This window comes from Lysinibacillus sp. Bpr_S20 (assembly GCF_023337835.1).
Taxonomy (GTDB): Bacteria; Bacillota; Bacilli; order Bacillales_A; family Planococcaceae; genus Lysinibacillus.
Map to the genome: position 1 here is coordinate 399156 of NZ_JALNLQ010000003.1, position 17359 is coordinate 416514.

The following is a 17359-nucleotide window of genomic DNA, read 5'->3' on the forward strand; positions in this document are numbered from 1 at the left end:
TATGTATTTTATTTTTTAATATCCACCTTGTCTGCTTTTTTCTTTCGATTACTGATTCCTAAATATTGATTAACTCTTTTTTGTGCAAGATCGATATAAAATTTTCTATCTAACTTATCTGGTGTTAATTTATCTGTAACATCGTCATTGTCAATAAAGCATTTGTCAGGAGTGTTCGCGAATTTCTCAGGATTCTTACCTTCTTTACGTTTAAATAATCCACCGTCATTATCATCAGTTGAAGCAAATACTCGGAAAGTTTTATCCTTTAGAATTTCACCATTCTCATCCCATGTTGTTTTTTTATTCATTTTACCAGTCAATTCGTTTAATACTTTCTTCTCAGAAAATGTACAGTCTTTCATTGCGTATTGATAAGCACTTGTTAGCTTTACAATCTTTTGAAACTTATGTAATGACGTACAATTATTTATTGTTTCCTCTACAGCTTGATTTTTTAAGAAGTAATTTTTAATAGCTTCATTTACGATAGGTAAGTCATAATCAATTTCATTTAATTCTTTAACATAAGACCCTTTAGATTTGTATCTTGGTTTTCCAGAAGGATAATACAAATCACCCTCTGGTACAACAATATAATTATTTACGTCCTTTTGAATTATTTTCTTGTACTCCTCTAACTCTAAACCTAATCGAGTACGACTTTCCCACTCTTCTTTAGCTTCCATGATTTTTTTAAAGTTATAATCATGATTATCTTCATCAACATAGAAGAATACACCGTCAGTATTTAAGTTGAATAATGTACAATAAGGTTCTATTTTCTCCATGAAATCAGTAAGTAATAACTGACCATGTACACACACTGAATACATCATTCTCTTATCGCATAAGTTATTATACTGATCACCAAACGTACCGTAAGTAGTATTAAGTATGAGTTTAAGTGATTCTTGTAAAGAATTACCCTCTTTTTTCAATCGAACACGTTCACTTCTAACATATCTGAATTTTTCATCTGACTCACATGCTCTACTCATTAAACCATACTCTAAAATCAATGACGGATAAAGGCTGGTCACATCTAGAGAATAAATTTTACCTTCGTGTATTAAATTTGGTATCGCACCATGTAAACCACCTAAAGCGTATTTAGTAGGTACTCCTGAAATTTCTAATTCTACTTCGATTTTAGGTTTACCTTTTTCAAATTTAGTAGGTACAAATGTCCCGTTTTCTACACTTCTAAAAAAGTCTAAAACCTCAGTGTACTTTTCCAATTTTAAAGTATCTGGATAAATAAATTCAAAGTCATCATTTAAACCTTCTAGTTTCTTAGCTTCTAAAATATCAGCAGTTAATTGAGCACCAGTTCTTGATATTTTATTAAAAGGTAAATCGAACATTTCTATTAAATTGAGATACGCTGTAAATGTATTTTTAGTTTTTTCAAAGAGTTTAATGTTTTCTTTATTGTCATGTAAACAATATCGCATTAATTCCTTCTCTTCTTCTTTAGTTAAAGGTCTATCTATGTCCCAAGCAATATCCGCCTCTTTAATTTCACTTCCCATAAAAGCTTCTAATTGTTTTAAACCTTTGTTTAATTGAATTGTATCAAAGTTGTTAATTGGATAAGTCCAAGCATTAGGTACTACTTGATACCCTTTTTTACCATGAGTAATTAATTGTTCAGTAATATAACCTGCATCCATACCTAACATTAAACCTTTAAAAATGTACTGATCGTATCCTCTTGAGTTATATCCTATAAACACATCCTCTTTAGTTGATTTATAAAATTCTCTTAACTCTTCAACGTCATTTTTAATCAGTTTAATTTTACGAGTCTCGTAATCAACAAATATAACAAACCAATATTTCATACCTGTTTCTGGAACAACTAATTTAGATAAAACTTCAAAGTCGTAAAAAATTAATCTACGACCTTTTAATAATTCACTCAAGTATATCACTCCTTAGAAACTTTTCTTGAATGGATTTTCTTTGTTGTATTGAGTAATGAACTTGCACGTTTTTCTGTGGCTGCATAAAGTATTGCAATAGAAAGTTCCTTCTTTATCGAAATCTAAAGGTTTCCATTCATTTTCATTATGTATATCCTTACTTTCAATTTCTTCTATAGTGTTTACTACGTAATCCTCTACTTCTTTTATTACTTCTGCCGTTGCTTCATATTCAACAAAGCAATCTTGTAGCCAATATTTATCACTAATTATTTTAGGTAAATCTTTAAATGAATTATTTGATTCAGCAAGCATCAAAATCATACCTACTTCAATTTCATCCATTCCAGAATTCAACATTTCTTTTTCAAATGTATTTTTCATTTCTTTAATTAATTTACCACGATTGACCATTTTCTTTTTGATGTTGCCATTCTTCAACTTCCAACAAACATTTATGTATTTAAGCATCGCCCATTTGATTTCATTAATTTGGATATCTGAAGTACTTTCAAGACCAAGTTTATAAATTACTAATTGTCTTCCTGCATGTTCTAATTTCGAACCTGTAAACTTTGATGATGTCTTCCAGTCAATAATATTAATTTTTTCATCTAGCTGCTGAATAGCATCAATATACCCAAGTAAATAATATTCTCCTATTTGACTAACAAACATTTTCTCTAATGTAAAGCTTCCATCCAACTTATTAAAATTCTTTGTAAAGTGATCCATATCTTTTACAAATGAATTCTTAATTACTTCACTAGGGAAATCTAAATCCATTATTTCTAATTCCAACAATTTATTATGTAATTTTTGATTGAAATCAGATGTGTCTGTGATGTTCTCACGATATACATTTTCAATATAATCGTGCATTTCACTTCCAACTTCACCGTAGCAATTACTAATTCCTCTGTTCTTTTTTATGTATGTATTATAGTATTCAAAGTTACATGTATTCATTGTATTAATGCGTGAAATTGAATAAATTGTTTTTCCTTCGTCTCTCAACTTTTTAACTAACTCTTCTTCTACTTCATTATTAATTCGTTTTATATAAATTACCTCCTATACCTTCTTACTACATTCCACTATTAACTTTCTCATATCCTCTAAAGGTAAATCTGAAGGACTCATTTTTGAACCTTTAGGTAAGTATTTATTTTCTGCATCATATATGTATCCAACTTCATTTTCAAAGAAAGTATCTATTTTCAATTGTTTAGCAATTTCACGAGAAATATCTTCGTCTAATCCTTCATCCATGCAAACCAATATCCTCTTAGGAAATAAAGATTTTATGTTATTTGCTTGGAATTGACTCAATGAACTGCCTCCAAGTCCCAATCCTAAATCTATACCTTTTGACGACAATGTCATTGGGAATTTTTCAGACTCACCTATCATCGCAAAACTAGCATGTTGAATAGCATTATAGTTTTCACTGAACCCAAATAATGTCTTACTTTTTGTGAAAGGTATAATGGGAAACCACTTATTTTCATACTCCTCTATTTTATCTTTATTGAGCCTACCCATAATACCTACTAACTCACCAGATAAGTTTCTCCACGGAACAATAATCCTTCCTGTGCAAACATCATATCCAACTTTATATCTTTCTTGTATGTCGCAACATATCCCGTCATTAAGAAATCTTTCAGAAGGTAAAATTAAGTACTCATTTAATATAGACTCATCATATGTTTGAATATCTCCATTATCATCATCAACTACACTTAATATCTCATTGAAGAATCCACCAAAAGGTAATGATACTTCGACATTTACATCCTCATAATTAATGATCTTTGATATTCGATTCAATGCTTTCGAAAGCGATATATTTAATTTTTCTTGTACAAGAGTAATGATGTCCCCTTTGATTCCTCTTGAAAAACAGTTTGCTGAAAGAGTTAATTTGCTAACTCTAACTGAGGTAGGATTACCTCCTTCTTCCCAAGCACATCTGAATTCATTACCTTGATTAAATTCATCGCTTATATCAGTGAAGCCAACATCTTCTAATATTAGGTTTATTAGCTCATCATTTTCCTTAATTTCTTCTTTTAAATTATGTATGTTCAAATATTCACACCCTATCTATTCTGGTGCATTGGCGTACAATAACCTATTTCTTTCCAAGAGTTCCAAGCTCCATCGAACCTTGATATTACGCAGATATCGTCATCGTCGTTACGTGTTTTATCTAAGAACATAATCCGATATCTCTTTTCTGGATCTAATGTGAGGTATTCTTTACTTCCTGTAATTTTACCATTTGAATCTCTAATATATCTCCAAGGTTTAACGTCATATTTCTGACCACTATATTCATCGTCCCATAATTTACGCATGAGGATGACTTCCGACACTACTTCTTTTACTGCCTTGGCACTAGACAATGTAGCAGATGTTAAATAGCGTGTATTTTCCATATAAATAGCTAACTGCATTGTAATTGTGATATTTACATTTTCTTTTTCCGCAACTTGTAATAATTGTTTGGATGCTTCAATTAATTCTCCTGTAACATTACTTGATGAAGCATCTTCTGATTTAAAAGTATCGAAAATGTTATAGTTAAATCCTCTTTTAGCCATTTTTCTAATTACTCGTTTAACATCGTCAATGCTATAATCGAATATTTTAACAAATTTAATTCTGCCTTTATAATTCTCAGTTATGTATTTTTGAGCCTCTTTGATCATCGCTAATTGCTCATCTGTATATGATCCTGTTTTTTGTTTCTTTCTCGTCAATCCGAAGTAATTTAGCTTTTGAGATAGTACTGTTGCTAAGAATAAATGCCTCCATGCATCAATATTCATCTCATTTGCTATAATTGTAATACTTTCACCTGCATCCAATATAGCCATTACATATGAATTTACTACATAACTTGACTTCCCAGTTCCACTAAAGCCTGCGAATATTTGAACATTTGAACGATGTAATCCCATTGTATGATAATTCATTAATGGAGATGTCGAATGATAACTTAGCCCTCTCTCTTCTCCTGAGTTACATCTATCAACAAAATCATCAGGTATATCTAGGTCAACTATTTCCACTCCTGACCCCCTACCTAAGAAGACATTATCCAACTGATATTCATAATAATCGTATAGCTGAGAAGTTGTCATTTGTTTAAATTTTTCAAGCTTACTCAATACATTGAATCCTTTATCATATAAATTAATCAACATATTACTTTTTGTTAAAGTATCATAGTAAGATTCAACGTTGTCTAAACTAAGGATTTTACACATCTTATCTACGGTTTTAAATCCACCTTTTAAACTAAACTCTTCTGCAAGTAATTGATTATCCTTTAAATGAGCAAATACAGAAGCATTGTCTAATGATTTATATTCTAAGTCTTTCATTTGCTTTCCTATTGAGTAATAAAATTTTGAATCATTTAAAAGTAGTTCTGTGCTTGGATTGAAATCTGAATAGTCATCAAATAACTCTGGATTTTTCCATAAGCAAAACACAAATGAAGCTTCGATAATGTTTCTAGAATGTACTAATTGTTCAGGATATTTCTTTAATTCTTCCACTAACATTCCTCCCTACAAATCGTCATCTAAGAATTGGGAAATATCTTTATTATTTTTATTACTAATTACTGATACTGTGGTAATTTCATCAAATAAATCAGTATCAACTTTACTTGATTCTACTTCAATCTTCTTAATATGTTGTTGATTTCGTTTAAAATCTAGATAGATATCATTCACACTACCTTCAACTATTGTCATTACATAACATGTAGCATGAAATTCACTGGAGAAGTCTTTATTCTTGATTGCCCAAGAAAGAACCTCGTAGTTATTAACGAAAGCCTCTTTTACAACTTGTACTGGATAGAAATTAAGTAACTTTGATACTCTACCATTCAATGTCTTAGGAAACACCATTCCTTTTTCATAATTATAAATTTCATCCATGATCCATTGTATAAGATTGTTTCTTTCTTCTGTCTCTGCTTGTTTTTTAGTTTCATTCATTTCAAATAATTCGTATTCAACCTGATTGCAGAAATATTTATTCTTTCCTTTAATTACTTCCTTATAGAAAGTTTCATTTGTGCCATCTTTTTTACAGTATGTACATTTAACTTTTCTAGCCATTTATATGCACCTCTTTGGTATAAAAATAGGAGGAGAAATATATCCCCTCCTTATGTAATTATGTATTAACTAAATTGAGCTAACGTTGCTTCATAAACTGAAGTTGGAGTATTTTCCACTTCTTTAAGAGATACTTTATTTTCAGTCATATATGTAATTACTTTTTGTTTTACTTCATCTGTTGCTTCATTAGATTCTTCTAAAATTTTACGTGCTAATTCTTTATTACGCTCTACATCAATCTTATCTTTTGCTTTCTCTACTGCTTTTGAAACCTTTTCTTCATACTCTTTTTCTTGCTCTACTTTAACCTCTTCAAACGATTTACCTTTGTTGGATGCATCATTTTCTAGTTCCTTACGAATAGCTTCATTAAGCGCTTCGATGAATGCATCAGCATCTAATGGAATTTGTTCTACTACATCTGCAAATCGTGATTTCGAATCAATATTAAAGTTATTATCACGGAAAGTAACAATACGAGATTCGTCAACAACTTTCCCTACTACTTTATCTGCTCCAACTTTTTGTTTTACTTTTTGCTTCTCTATTGTTCGATCAATAGAAGCAACTCCTAAGAAATGAAGTTTAGTCTTAATTGCATTAAAGTATTTTGCCATCATATTAGAAGTAAGTGTTTCATACTCATCACCAGTAACCAAGTCATTTGCTGATTTACGTTTTGTATGTCCAATGAAATATGGGGTTACTCCAACATCTTTCAATTCCCATAACTTATCGATCACTAATTCCACTGCTTTATCCTCACCTGCTTGGAATCCTCCAAAAGCAGCTTTAATTGATTTAACACGTTTTTCAGCAGATGATTCACGATTGTGCATACGCACAACTTCAGGTTCAATAATGCGGAATAACTCATCAATAGTATCAATTACTACTACACGTAAATCTTTATAATCAGTCTCTTTGTTTTCTACAACGTCTTCTACAAATTCAACCAAAGTAGTGTAATCTGGAATATCCTCATACATTGCTCCTGAAATGGCATCTACACCATCTTCACGACCAATATTTAAAATTAAATAACCGTCTTCTCCTGCTAGTTTCTCGCAAACTTTTTTCATTAAAGTGGTCTTACCTACGCCAGATTCACCAATTAATCCAACGTTATATTTAAGTGGGTCAATTTTTACTACATTTTTCTTTCCGAATTTTCGTGCCATAAATAATATTCCTCCAATAATTTTATGTATTTTTATATTTATATAGAGAGTGAGAACTTAATCTCACTCATTTTTAATTACTATTTTTTTACTTAGAATGGCAAATCATCAGGAGAAATGTTGAATGGATCATCTTCTTTTTTCTCTTCTTTAGTACTTTGAACATCTGATACAGTTGACTGACGTTCTATTGTTGTATAAACTAACTCCTCTACTTCAAAATCTGTTTCAATTGCTCCTGCTGAGAAGTTAGCACCTTCACCCATGTCTTTAATCTTAGGGAACATTAAGCGAATTTCATTTAAATTATCTCCAAATGTTTGACCTTTTGGTTTAAAGTCATCCATTGTAGCCATACCAATTTCAATTAAAGTCTTTTGATCTTCAGTTAAATCTGTTTCAGAGAAGTCCTTAACCTCAGCACCACTAATTACTTTAGCTGAGTAAGGTAACTGGAATACTTTTTTACCTTTTACAGTAAAGAACTTTTCCACAATATTGATATGTGCGTTATGTTTTGTATTCTCTAAATCATATGTAGATGCATTAAGTACAGTTTGCAATGGGAAGAATACGTCTTTACGATGACCAGAATCGTATCCTAAAATATATGTATTAAATGTCATGACTTTTTCTGATTTGAATAAAGACTTATCAATTACATCTTTATCAAAGTATAAATCTAAATCTAACGCTAATTTATTTGCTTCTTCTTCATCAGCTAACTCAAAGTGACTAGGTACGTAGTTAGTGTAGAACTTACCATTCCAGTGTGAAACTTTTACTTCTCCCTTTACTTTGAACTTTTTACCGCTTAATTTATCTTTATATTTTTCAAAGAAATTAACGACATCTAATTCATGTAAAAACTCATAACGATGTGGAACTGTTTCTTCTACTTCTTTATATAGTTGCTCCAATTTAACCTTATCTTCATCTGTTGCATTTTCGTTGTTTTCAATTTTCCAGATCTCTTTTCGTAACTCTCCATACTTTTCTTTAACTTCTTTATCAGTAGTTAAATCAATTACTGTTTTACTAAAGTCAGCTACTGTATTAATAATTGATTTATTATTACGATCATCCCAAGTAAGCTCTAACTTACCACCTTTTTCACCGAACAACTTTTTAGTGAATGAGAAAACTTTATCTGGTTGCCCTTTTGATTTGTAGTAACCACCTTCAAGTGATAAGAATACGCCATTCGCTTTCGATTCATTTAATACAGCCTTTAATTCTTTCTTTGTCCATCCAGAATCAAACTCAGTAGTTTTTACAGGTTCTTTCATTAGATTTAATGCACCAACAAATTCAAATGTGTTTTGTAATTTTACCATATCAATAAATCTCTCCATTTCAAATTATGTATTTTATTCATTAACTATCGAACCAAATCACAATGTACCTAACTAAACTTTAAATAATATTAGGATTTTACTTTGAGAATATGTAATGAGCTTTGGCGAAACTCACTACTTAATAACATGCGATTGTTATATATTTTATCTTCATATGTATTAATTTTAATTATTTACATCATTCAAGGTTCGATAGTTTAAAATTATGTATAACATTAATTATTTTGCTTGTTGTTTTTCTTCTTTAAAGTTGCTGCCTTCTTCTAATCCTTCTCGCTTGAAGTAATATTTACTTCTCGGATTCATCCAAGGCGGAGGCTTAACTTCTTTCCACTCATCTTTATTCAAAATACTACTTTTAACAACTTTAACAACCTGCTTTTCATGATCCTTTAACTTTTCATATTCATTACCCTTATCAATAGCCTTAGCAATCTCTGATAATATGAATGCATCTGTAACATTATCACTAGGATGTTTGAATCCCCACCGTTTTTCTATAGGCTCAACCATAAGTTTTTTGGATGCATTACCGTTACCAGTTGCAAACTTCTTTAAACTTTTTGGACTAACATCGTAATATTTAAACCCTGCATTATGCAGATGTTCTCTAATTATCCAACCGACTCCGTATTGATAATCAATACTTTGTCCAACTGAATTATAACTGAAATTTTCAATGCAAATGATGTCTGTTTCTATGTTTAATTTCCTTACTATTTCTTCAGCAATATAAATCATTCTTTCTGGATCTTTTCTGTATGTATAGAATAAATCAGTTTCAACTATAATCTTACCTTTTTCATCTTGTATAAAGAATCCTGTCATTGATGATGGGTCAATTCCAACATATCGCACGGTCAATCAGCATCACCGTCTACATTTTCTTTTAACTTAGGATTATGTTGAAGAAGATTTACTTTGTCTAATACATGTTGCACAATTTCATCTCGTAACTTTTCAATTCGTAAATGAGCATCTTCAATTTTCCCAGTCATTGTAGCAGATAAAGGTATTTCATAATTCACTAAGCCGTTTAGTAATGATTTTAAATTACCGAAGTATCCAACATCTTTGTAGTCGTACTCATTAATTAATGGAGCATTTCGACCTTTGCCTTCACGTTTTTGATAACGTTTCTGTAAGATGATGTTACGTTGATCGCTTGTAATTCTGTAGTCTTCAGTTAATTGCACTACATTCTTTTCTTCCACTGGAGTTTCAGCCAATATCAAATCACCTAACTTTCATGTATTTTATTGATTAATAATATCATTTCTTATAAAATGTAATTCCAGTAGCAGTTTCTTGATTGTCTTATTACACCAAACAGCATCATCACGAGTGAATTCTTGTTGTTCATTCATATAGTCTAGCATGTTTAAAATCTCCTGTTCATCTGTATAATTCAATCTACTGACCATGATCATCACTCCCTTTCTTAGCTTATATGTTTATTATAACATCTCAATTTCATATTTCAAGTATTTTTATGTATTTTATTAATTAATTTTTAAGTTCTGATTTTACTACTTTTAATTCCTCTTGTAATTGTACAATCTGCGCCTCTATTTTACTTACCTTTTCTAACTTTTTCTTCTGTAGTAAGTCTTTTTCATGCTCTGTAAACCACTTTTCTTCTAATACCCACAGATCACACTCATATCCTTGGAATTCATGCTTTATCATCTTTACCTCTTTAACAATAGACACCTCTGGTAGATGTGCATCACAAAGTACTCCGCAGCATCCTTTATCAGAATTATAACCTTCATCTTCTGGCTTACATGTACAATAATGACCTTTCATAGTACCAATGTCTAACTCAATATTATAAGAAATCTTATTTTTCATTTCATATACTTCAAACCATCCGTTAGAAGAAAAGTCGTGATCCTCAGGTTCGTTGTAGTCTAATGTATAATTGCCTTCTTCATATATAGTTAAAAATTCTTTCAATTCTGGATAATTTTCAAGTTGATACAGTGTTTCGTAGTAAGGAATTAATGTTGCTTTTGTATCTTCGTCTTGCTTAAGAATGTAACCCTTTAGATCATCATAAAATTTATGCATTTATCTTCCTCCGATTTTTATAAAATGTGATTATTATTTAGTATTATCCTAGAGCCTCCAATGTGTCCTGAATATGTCCCTTCACATAGTTAAATTGTGATATGTAATTCTTCAATTCGTTTTCAGCCTTCATGCGTTTGCCCTTTTCATCTTCATACATTTCAAGTAATTGCTCCTTAGTGAAAATAACAAATTTACCTTTGTAATAAAAATCTGCATTTGCATGCTCAAATGCTGCGATAACGATATCAATACCTTCTTTTGTTCCATCTGGATCACCAACATTTTTTAGGTATACATTTACATCTGGTACAACCTGCGATATTTTTTCTATATTTTCTTTGTTGTACTCAACATTCACATATACCAATTCTCCTCCGCCACAATCTTCATCGATAATCTTCATACTGTTTAAGATATCCAATTTTTCTTGATTCGTCATAATATATACCCTCCAATTTTTTATCAATGAACTTCTTTCATTTACAAACTTTTCGTTTCTACAACAATCTCTACCTCACTACGAATCATAATATTTAATACTAAGTATTCTTTATCATGAATAGTGAACAAACTACCATTTGATAAAACTTTACCTTCTTCTAAAATTGAATCCAATTGATACTCATCAATGAATGTAGCATTACAAAAATGCTTTATTATTGGACAATTGTTTAATCTTTCGACTTCTGCAACAAGTACTGGTACATCTTCTCTGGCATGTACAATGAATTCGGCATCTTCATTTGATAGTGTTACACTGCCTAAATAATTAAAACCATTTTTATTCCAAATACCTTTATCTTCTGGATCTAATTCTCATGCTCCTTGTGAAGCCTTTTCTATACGTTCTTTAATCTCATTTAACTGTTTTTTATCCATTATCATTCTCCTTCTTTCAATTTAGGCTTATAAACATCTGGACGAGTCTCTTTGTACCACGGAATAAATTGCTTCTTATATCTAATGAATTGAACAAAATATGTAACACCTTTAATTCGTTTGTACAACACTGTATTGACAAGATACCAAATTGGATATAAAAGTAAGCTAATTACTAATAGACTTCCTAAAATAATAATTAAGACTGCTGATATGTACGAACTGACCGATAAAACATTTATTACAAAATCATTCAAACTATATCACTCTCCTCTTTTAATAAAACTGAAATATTATTAAACTATTTAGCACTTAAATCTGCTGCGTGTAAAAACATTAGATCCTCATACTGCTCTACAGATAATAACTCATGTAATTTACGTTCTTGTTTTGCACTCATATCCATAGGAGTCATGTGAAATTGAACTAAGTCAACTACATATTTAATAAATTCATCTTCATATCCTAATATGGATAACCAATAGCAAGCTAATTGAGCACTTACAAATTCATGACCAATATAAGATGCGTATCGCTTCTCTTCACCTTTATAATTGATGAATGATTTACACCATCCTTTACCTAAGTCATGAAATAGTGAGGCGATTAACATTTCTTTCTTGCGATTACCTTTATAATTTTTCATTACAAATTCATATACGTAAAAGATATGACGACTAATTGAAAATGAATGATACTTGGAATCATGAGGGACATCATAAACATCCTTAAAGGAATCGATAATTTTCATTGTCTCCTCCATTAAATCTTCATGATTAGGATATTCATCAGATAGTAAGTGTTCAAATCGATTACGACAAAACTTATCTAACTTAAGCTCTGGATGAATAAACTTAACATCACTCCATCCTTCATTGATTGTAGGAATTTGAGCACTCGTATACATTCTATTCAATACATCAAATCCCACTTTACGATCACGCTTTGAATCATTATGTAGACATTCACCAAATAACGAATTGAAATAGTAAGCGTAATACTCTTCAGCTTTTAATTCATTTTTTATTAAGTGCATTCTGCGTTTACGATTCAAATTTGTCGCATCGTAAATAACATCTTTCCCTTTAGCTAAATATTGATTCACTCTTCTATGTAATTCATTAAATATCATTTCATTTTGAGACTGATCATTTACATCTCCTAACAATTCTTCACGTAAATTATCAGATGATAATACAATTGCATTTAATTGTTCAGCCATTTCTTTTGATCTTGTTGATTTACCAACTGCAGGTAGACCGATGAGAACATGTAGATTACTCATAATTACGACACTCCTCAATGATTTTGTTTTTGATAATGTCTTGTGATAACTTAATAAATTTATCCTTTACTGAATAATCAATTGTACTTTCATCAATATTCTTAAGTATTTCTTCTTTGAACTCTTTCCCTTGTTTCATAGTTAAATCCATTAAATATTTAGCGTCTTCTAGACTGTATTGATTCAACTTTGCTTTCATAATCATACCAATTGTATCTGATGGAATTAACGCTTCTTTCATTGACTTGTCATGACCATAGTAATCTTGCATCATTACGTATAATCGAATTACATGAGAAAGTTGCTTGCCATCATAGCCGTATTTTTCAATCTTATGAGCAATAGTTGGATAAGGATGACATAATGCTTTTTGTTTCTCACACATCATTCCATACATCGCTCTAATCATTTGTGCTGATAACTTTTCTACTAATTCATCCTTAAGACTAAAAATTTCATTAAATTCCTTTTTGAAACGTTCATCTACAATATAGTAATCAGTAAACAAAGTTTCAATATAAGCAGGATTGACTTTAATTAATGTTTGGAAGTAACTTCGAACATCTTTTAAATCACACTGTCCCCATTCAGTTTCAATTACAGTTGATATTGGTTTACTGTTATAGATTAGTTCATCTAATGTAGGCACAATAATAGCTTTCATATCGATATCGGATTGGTAATTTTCATTGTTGATATCTAAGTTATAGTTTTGAGAACCGTAAATTGAAATATATGCTACTGTATGACCTTGTGATTCAAGGATCTGCTTTTGCTTAATTAAACATTCACGTAATCTATTCATGCCCATTCTCCTTAACTAAAAATTTCACGTTTTGTCATTTTTACTTTCTGAGTAATAAGATGATTTAAAGTTTTAAAATCAATCTTAGGTTGCTTATGCTTCTTTATGATATTCCAAGTTTCCTCTTTGATTAATTCTGAGAATACTCGACCTAGCAACATTGGAATGTATTTACTTGTCCATCCTTCATTTTCATTTACAATCTTAGCAAATTCCTTTTCGATGAATGCTTCTGTACAATACTCATCTACAATAACTTCTTCGATAATTTTCCCTGCTTTTATTTCATTGTAGCCCATAGCTTTATTATGTATTTCCTTAAATTCAGTAGTAACGATTTTAGCCCATGTTTGACGTTTATACTTGTTATAGAAGTTATAGTTTTTAATTACAACACCTTCTCCTACTCCTGCACCATCTTTGATTAAGAATTGATTCTTGTCTAATGATTTTAGGAATGCTTCATAATTACCATTTACAACTTTTGCAATTGGAATGATAAAATCTAGATTATACTCTTCCAGTAAAGGCTTATAGATATCGTATGGAATATATTCTACACTTTCTTCTCCTTTATCGATAGTGATGTCAAACACATAGAACTTGCTCCAAGCATCTTCTCGATAAGTTTTTAATGAATGAGGTACTAACCATTCTCCGTATAAACGATGTGTGGGATGAGCTTCTAGATAGCTTTTGATATTTTCATTGTTTAATATGTATTCATAGAATCCTGCATTATCTTTTTCTAAAGACAGCTCTCGATTTCTGCTACCTGCTTTAATATTCCCTTCATCATCAAGCCATACACTAGCATTAGTTCCATCTAACTTAGGGAAAATTAGTACTTCTCCAAATTCAATATCTGTTACATCATCAGTTCCATAACGTTCTAAGTGTTGGTATTTTTTAAATTGCATAATCACAATCTCCTTTATGTATATTATTGTTTAATTTTATAAAAGCAGAATATTATTTAATTAGAATAGAGGTGAATCACAATAAGCTCCTACATTTGAATCTTCTTTAATTCCAAGCCACTCTTTCCATTCATTTTCTGGAACTTCACGAACAACATATACTTTACTTGCAGTTACTTTTGTAGAATGATCGATATCAAGTAAATCATCCGTATTAAACATTACTTCTAATAGAACTTTATCCTTCTTATCAAAATATGTAGACTTTTTAATTTTATCTTTTGTATTGAAGTGTAATTTACCTTTGTCACAAGAGTATGTACCGACTTCACCTTTTGCTTCAGCCATTTCACCGATTTTATAGATAAATTCTTGATCATAATAGCTGCCATATGTACCATCTTCATTCTTTTTAACAAACTTATATAACATATTATCTTTGAATACATCTTTGATATCTAACATTGTGTGATTTTCATGCTTAGTATGTTCATGCTCAATTTCACCATTGCTATGTACTCGATATGACTTTCCTTTAAACTCTACATACTTAATTGCTTTTGGTGAAATTTTACTCAATACTTCATCTAATTCAAAGACTAATTCTATTTCAGGTTTCTCAAAATATTCATCTGATAATGTAATTTCTGCTAATTTTTCAATAGCTGTTTCCATATTAAACTCTTCATCTTTAACATCTTCAAACAGTTTGTCTAGATTAACACCGTACATTCCACCTAAATGTTCTTGTAATTCCTCGTATGAGTTTATATCTAATTTCATGCATGTCATGACAATTCGTAGATATTCAGCTTTGGAAATTTTATATCCTTTTCCTTCATACTTCTGAACACGTAAAGCTGAAATTAATGGATATACAGTATTTGAATTAAACTTGATAATCTTTTGAGAGTTATGTTTCATAAAATCATCATGGAAATAAAACTTATTATCTTTGAAATCATAAGCACCCATAACAGAGGTGAAGTCAAATGAATCAAATACATCTTCTACTGTTTCAAAGCACTTAAAATGAATTGCTTGAATTAATAAATCATCTTCCGCAAATAATGTTGATTTCTTTGTACTGCTTAACACCTTGTTGCCACAATGATCAAACAGCTCTTCGATGAGACCTAATAAGTCATCTTCATTACGAGTATAAACATCGATATCATTAATTTCGCTATTAGTAAAAATACTAGTAATAGCTCCACCTGCTACAAATACATTGTATTTCTTAAATAGTTCAACTAGCTCACTACCTAATAACTTTAAGAGTTTCTTTTCTTCAAATTGTGTATTCAATATGTATTATCTCCTTTGAATTTATTTATTTTATAAAATAAAGATTTCTATGTATTCCATTTATGTATACTTTCCCAAGCCTGCATATCACCTTCACGCACAGAACCAAACTCAATTCCGTCTTGAAAATCAAAGTAATCATATGTTTGATCAATTAACTTATCACAAGTCTTACACCAGTAAGCTGAGGATATCTCTCCTCCATCAACTGAAGTCGTGTAGCGCATCATTGTACCTGATTCAAAGCGATTGGCACATCCCCAACATCGATGAGATTTTCTAGTTTTCACAGTTTTATTTGTTAAAATATCAATATCACTTCTCCTTATTTTTGATAATACGTGTATTTTATAGATATCGAATTGCTTACTATTGAAGTTGAGAATAATCCAACGGCAATTCACTAGGTAAATTCTTATCTTTAAATAAATTGCGATTTAATTTACTTGCATTCGAATTGTAATCTGAAACTGTACGTTGATACTGTTGTTTATATCCTTCTAGAGTTTTATTCAAGAAACTATTTTCATTTCGAATATCTTTAGACCAGTCTTTAGGTTCTCCATATGTAACTTTCAACTGTTGGATTTGTTTTTCTGTTGATTCGATATTCATCACTTGCTGTTTTGCACCATTATATAAATCTTTAAATTGTTCATAATTGGTTAATGCGTTATCTGCATTCAACGTTTGTTCAACAACACCATGCGTTGTTTCAGACGCTTTTTCTGCAACGAACAATGGAAATAATAAGAGCTTCAATACTAATCCGATTATTGATATTGCGATGATTCCACCGATAAAAGCTAAAGTATATTTAGTAGCTTTTTTCATTATTTAACTACCTCATTTTCTTCAGTTTGTTTATCATATTCAGACACTTTTCTTAATTCATTTTCATCAATATCTACAGAAATTGTACCGTTACCATCATCTAATTTATATGGCTCTGTTGTTAAGAAATAGTCTCCTTTATGTTGATGATACTGACCTGAAGGATCGAACCAGAAAATATATCCTCCTGAACTTCCGTATGCACCCATTTCATCAGGTGCTTCAACTACATGTGTATAAGAATATCCTCCACTTTTACCTTCATCATTTAACATTTGAGTAGAAGTCAATCGTTTATCACCAGAAGTTACTTTACCTCGTACTGGGAAACGACCAATAACTCTACCTGCTGACATAGGATATATCCATTGAAGCAGATTAGCATCATTTGTTACAGAAATTCGTTTTGCGATATTTTCTCTCTCTACAGAGTAATTAATTTTTGGTGTTTTGACTGATTCCATGACCTTTACTGATTGATTTAACTTTTCTTTATTATCTTTAGAGAGCTTATCTTGAGCAGATTCTGGCATAGCATCACATGCTCCTAATAGTGTACCTGTTAACAATAATCCACTTAAAAATCCCAATGTTTTCTTTTTCACAACTTACATCTCCATTTCTTTTTATGTATTTA

At 30.5% G+C, this 17359-nt stretch carries 21 protein-coding genes; all 21 read right to left on the reverse strand.

Annotated features, from left to right (window positions below):
• Positions 1-8: 8 nt before the first annotated feature.
• Entirely contained in the window at positions 9-1928 is a 1920-nt protein-coding gene (locus MWJ95_RS09805; RefSeq protein ID WP_249074024.1) for a hypothetical protein, read from the reverse strand.
• 12 nt (positions 1929-1940) lie between these two features.
• Positions 1941-2945, reverse strand: coding sequence for a PD-(D/E)XK nuclease family protein (locus MWJ95_RS09810; RefSeq protein WP_249074023.1), 1005 nt, complete (start codon positions 2943-2945; stop codon positions 1941-1943).
• A 57-nt stretch (positions 2946-3002) separates the two neighbouring features.
• On the reverse strand, positions 3003-4022 hold the full coding sequence (locus MWJ95_RS09815) for a hypothetical protein (protein WP_249074022.1): 1020 nt from the start codon (positions 4020-4022) through the stop codon (positions 3003-3005).
• 11 nt (positions 4023-4033) lie between these two features.
• A complete protein-coding gene (locus MWJ95_RS24625) occupies positions 4034-5500 on the reverse strand; it encodes a DnaB-like helicase C-terminal domain-containing protein (protein ID WP_249074021.1) in 1467 nt (488 codons plus the stop codon).
• Positions 5501-5512: 12 nt separating this feature from the next.
• On the reverse strand, positions 5513-6073 hold the full coding sequence (locus MWJ95_RS09825; protein WP_249074020.1) for a hypothetical protein: 561 nt from the start codon (positions 6071-6073) through the stop codon (positions 5513-5515).
• A gap of 65 nt (positions 6074-6138) precedes the next feature.
• Positions 6139-7257, reverse strand: coding sequence for an AAA family ATPase (locus tag MWJ95_RS09830; protein WP_249074019.1), 1119 nt, complete (start codon positions 7255-7257; stop codon positions 6139-6141).
• A gap of 92 nt (positions 7258-7349) precedes the next feature.
• Positions 7350-8594 (reverse strand): P-loop NTPase family protein, encoded by a 1245-nt coding sequence (locus MWJ95_RS09835; protein ID WP_249074018.1) that lies wholly within the window; start codon positions 8592-8594, stop codon positions 7350-7352.
• A gap of 240 nt (positions 8595-8834) precedes the next feature.
• Entirely contained in the window at positions 8835-9479 is a 645-nt protein-coding gene (locus MWJ95_RS09840; protein ID WP_249074017.1) for a RuvC family protein, read from the reverse strand.
• A complete protein-coding gene (locus MWJ95_RS09845; RefSeq protein ID WP_249105248.1) occupies positions 9476-9844 on the reverse strand; it encodes a hypothetical protein in 369 nt (122 codons plus the stop codon). The genes MWJ95_RS09840 and MWJ95_RS09845 overlap by 4 nt, the downstream gene beginning before the upstream one ends.
• Positions 9845-9871: 27 nt before the next feature.
• The gene (locus MWJ95_RS09850; RefSeq protein ID WP_249074015.1) at positions 9872-10039 is read right to left on the reverse strand and encodes a hypothetical protein; all 168 of its coding nucleotides are present in this window, start codon (positions 10037-10039) and stop codon (positions 9872-9874) included.
• A gap of 82 nt (positions 10040-10121) precedes the next feature.
• On the reverse strand, positions 10122-10688 hold the full coding sequence (locus MWJ95_RS09855; protein ID WP_249074014.1) for a hypothetical protein: 567 nt from the start codon (positions 10686-10688) through the stop codon (positions 10122-10124).
• Between the two features lie 43 nt (positions 10689-10731).
• Positions 10732-11130, reverse strand: a complete 399-nt coding sequence (locus MWJ95_RS09860) for a hypothetical protein (protein ID WP_249105250.1) — start codon at positions 11128-11130, stop codon at positions 10732-10734.
• A 41-nt stretch (positions 11131-11171) separates the two neighbouring features.
• A complete protein-coding gene (locus MWJ95_RS24465; RefSeq protein WP_283175738.1) occupies positions 11172-11306 on the reverse strand; it encodes a hypothetical protein in 135 nt (44 codons plus the stop codon).
• Between the two features lie 266 nt (positions 11307-11572).
• Positions 11573-11827 carry a hypothetical protein gene (locus MWJ95_RS09865; protein ID WP_249105252.1) on the reverse strand — a complete coding sequence of 85 codons (255 nt, stop codon included), beginning with the start codon at positions 11825-11827 and terminating at the stop codon, positions 11573-11575.
• A gap of 44 nt (positions 11828-11871) precedes the next feature.
• A complete protein-coding gene (locus MWJ95_RS09870; protein WP_249105254.1) occupies positions 11872-12855 on the reverse strand; it encodes an AAA family ATPase in 984 nt (327 codons plus the stop codon).
• Positions 12848-13660 carry a nucleotidyltransferase domain-containing protein gene (locus tag MWJ95_RS09875; RefSeq protein WP_249105257.1) on the reverse strand — a complete coding sequence of 271 codons (813 nt, stop codon included), beginning with the start codon at positions 13658-13660 and terminating at the stop codon, positions 12848-12850. The genes MWJ95_RS09870 and MWJ95_RS09875 overlap by 8 nt, the downstream gene beginning before the upstream one ends.
• Positions 13661-13671: 11 nt before the next feature.
• On the reverse strand, positions 13672-14580 hold the full coding sequence (locus MWJ95_RS09880) for an RNA ligase family protein (RefSeq protein ID WP_249105260.1): 909 nt from the start codon (positions 14578-14580) through the stop codon (positions 13672-13674).
• A gap of 60 nt (positions 14581-14640) precedes the next feature.
• Positions 14641-15888, reverse strand: coding sequence for a Gabija anti-defense Gad2 family protein (locus tag MWJ95_RS09885; protein WP_249105262.1), 1248 nt, complete (start codon positions 15886-15888; stop codon positions 14641-14643).
• A 47-nt stretch (positions 15889-15935) separates the two neighbouring features.
• Positions 15936-16292 (reverse strand): hypothetical protein, encoded by a 357-nt coding sequence (locus tag MWJ95_RS09890; protein ID WP_249105265.1) that lies wholly within the window; start codon positions 16290-16292, stop codon positions 15936-15938.
• The gene (locus MWJ95_RS09895; protein ID WP_249105266.1) at positions 16258-16722 is read right to left on the reverse strand and encodes a hypothetical protein; all 465 of its coding nucleotides are present in this window, start codon (positions 16720-16722) and stop codon (positions 16258-16260) included. The genes MWJ95_RS09890 and MWJ95_RS09895 overlap by 35 nt, the downstream gene beginning before the upstream one ends.
• Positions 16722-17327: a hypothetical protein gene (locus MWJ95_RS09900; RefSeq protein ID WP_249105268.1), complete on the reverse strand. Its 606-nt coding sequence runs from the start codon at positions 17325-17327 to the stop codon at positions 16722-16724. Before MWJ95_RS09900 ends, MWJ95_RS09895 begins: the two co-directional genes overlap by 1 nt.
• Positions 17328-17359 lie beyond the last annotated feature (32 nt).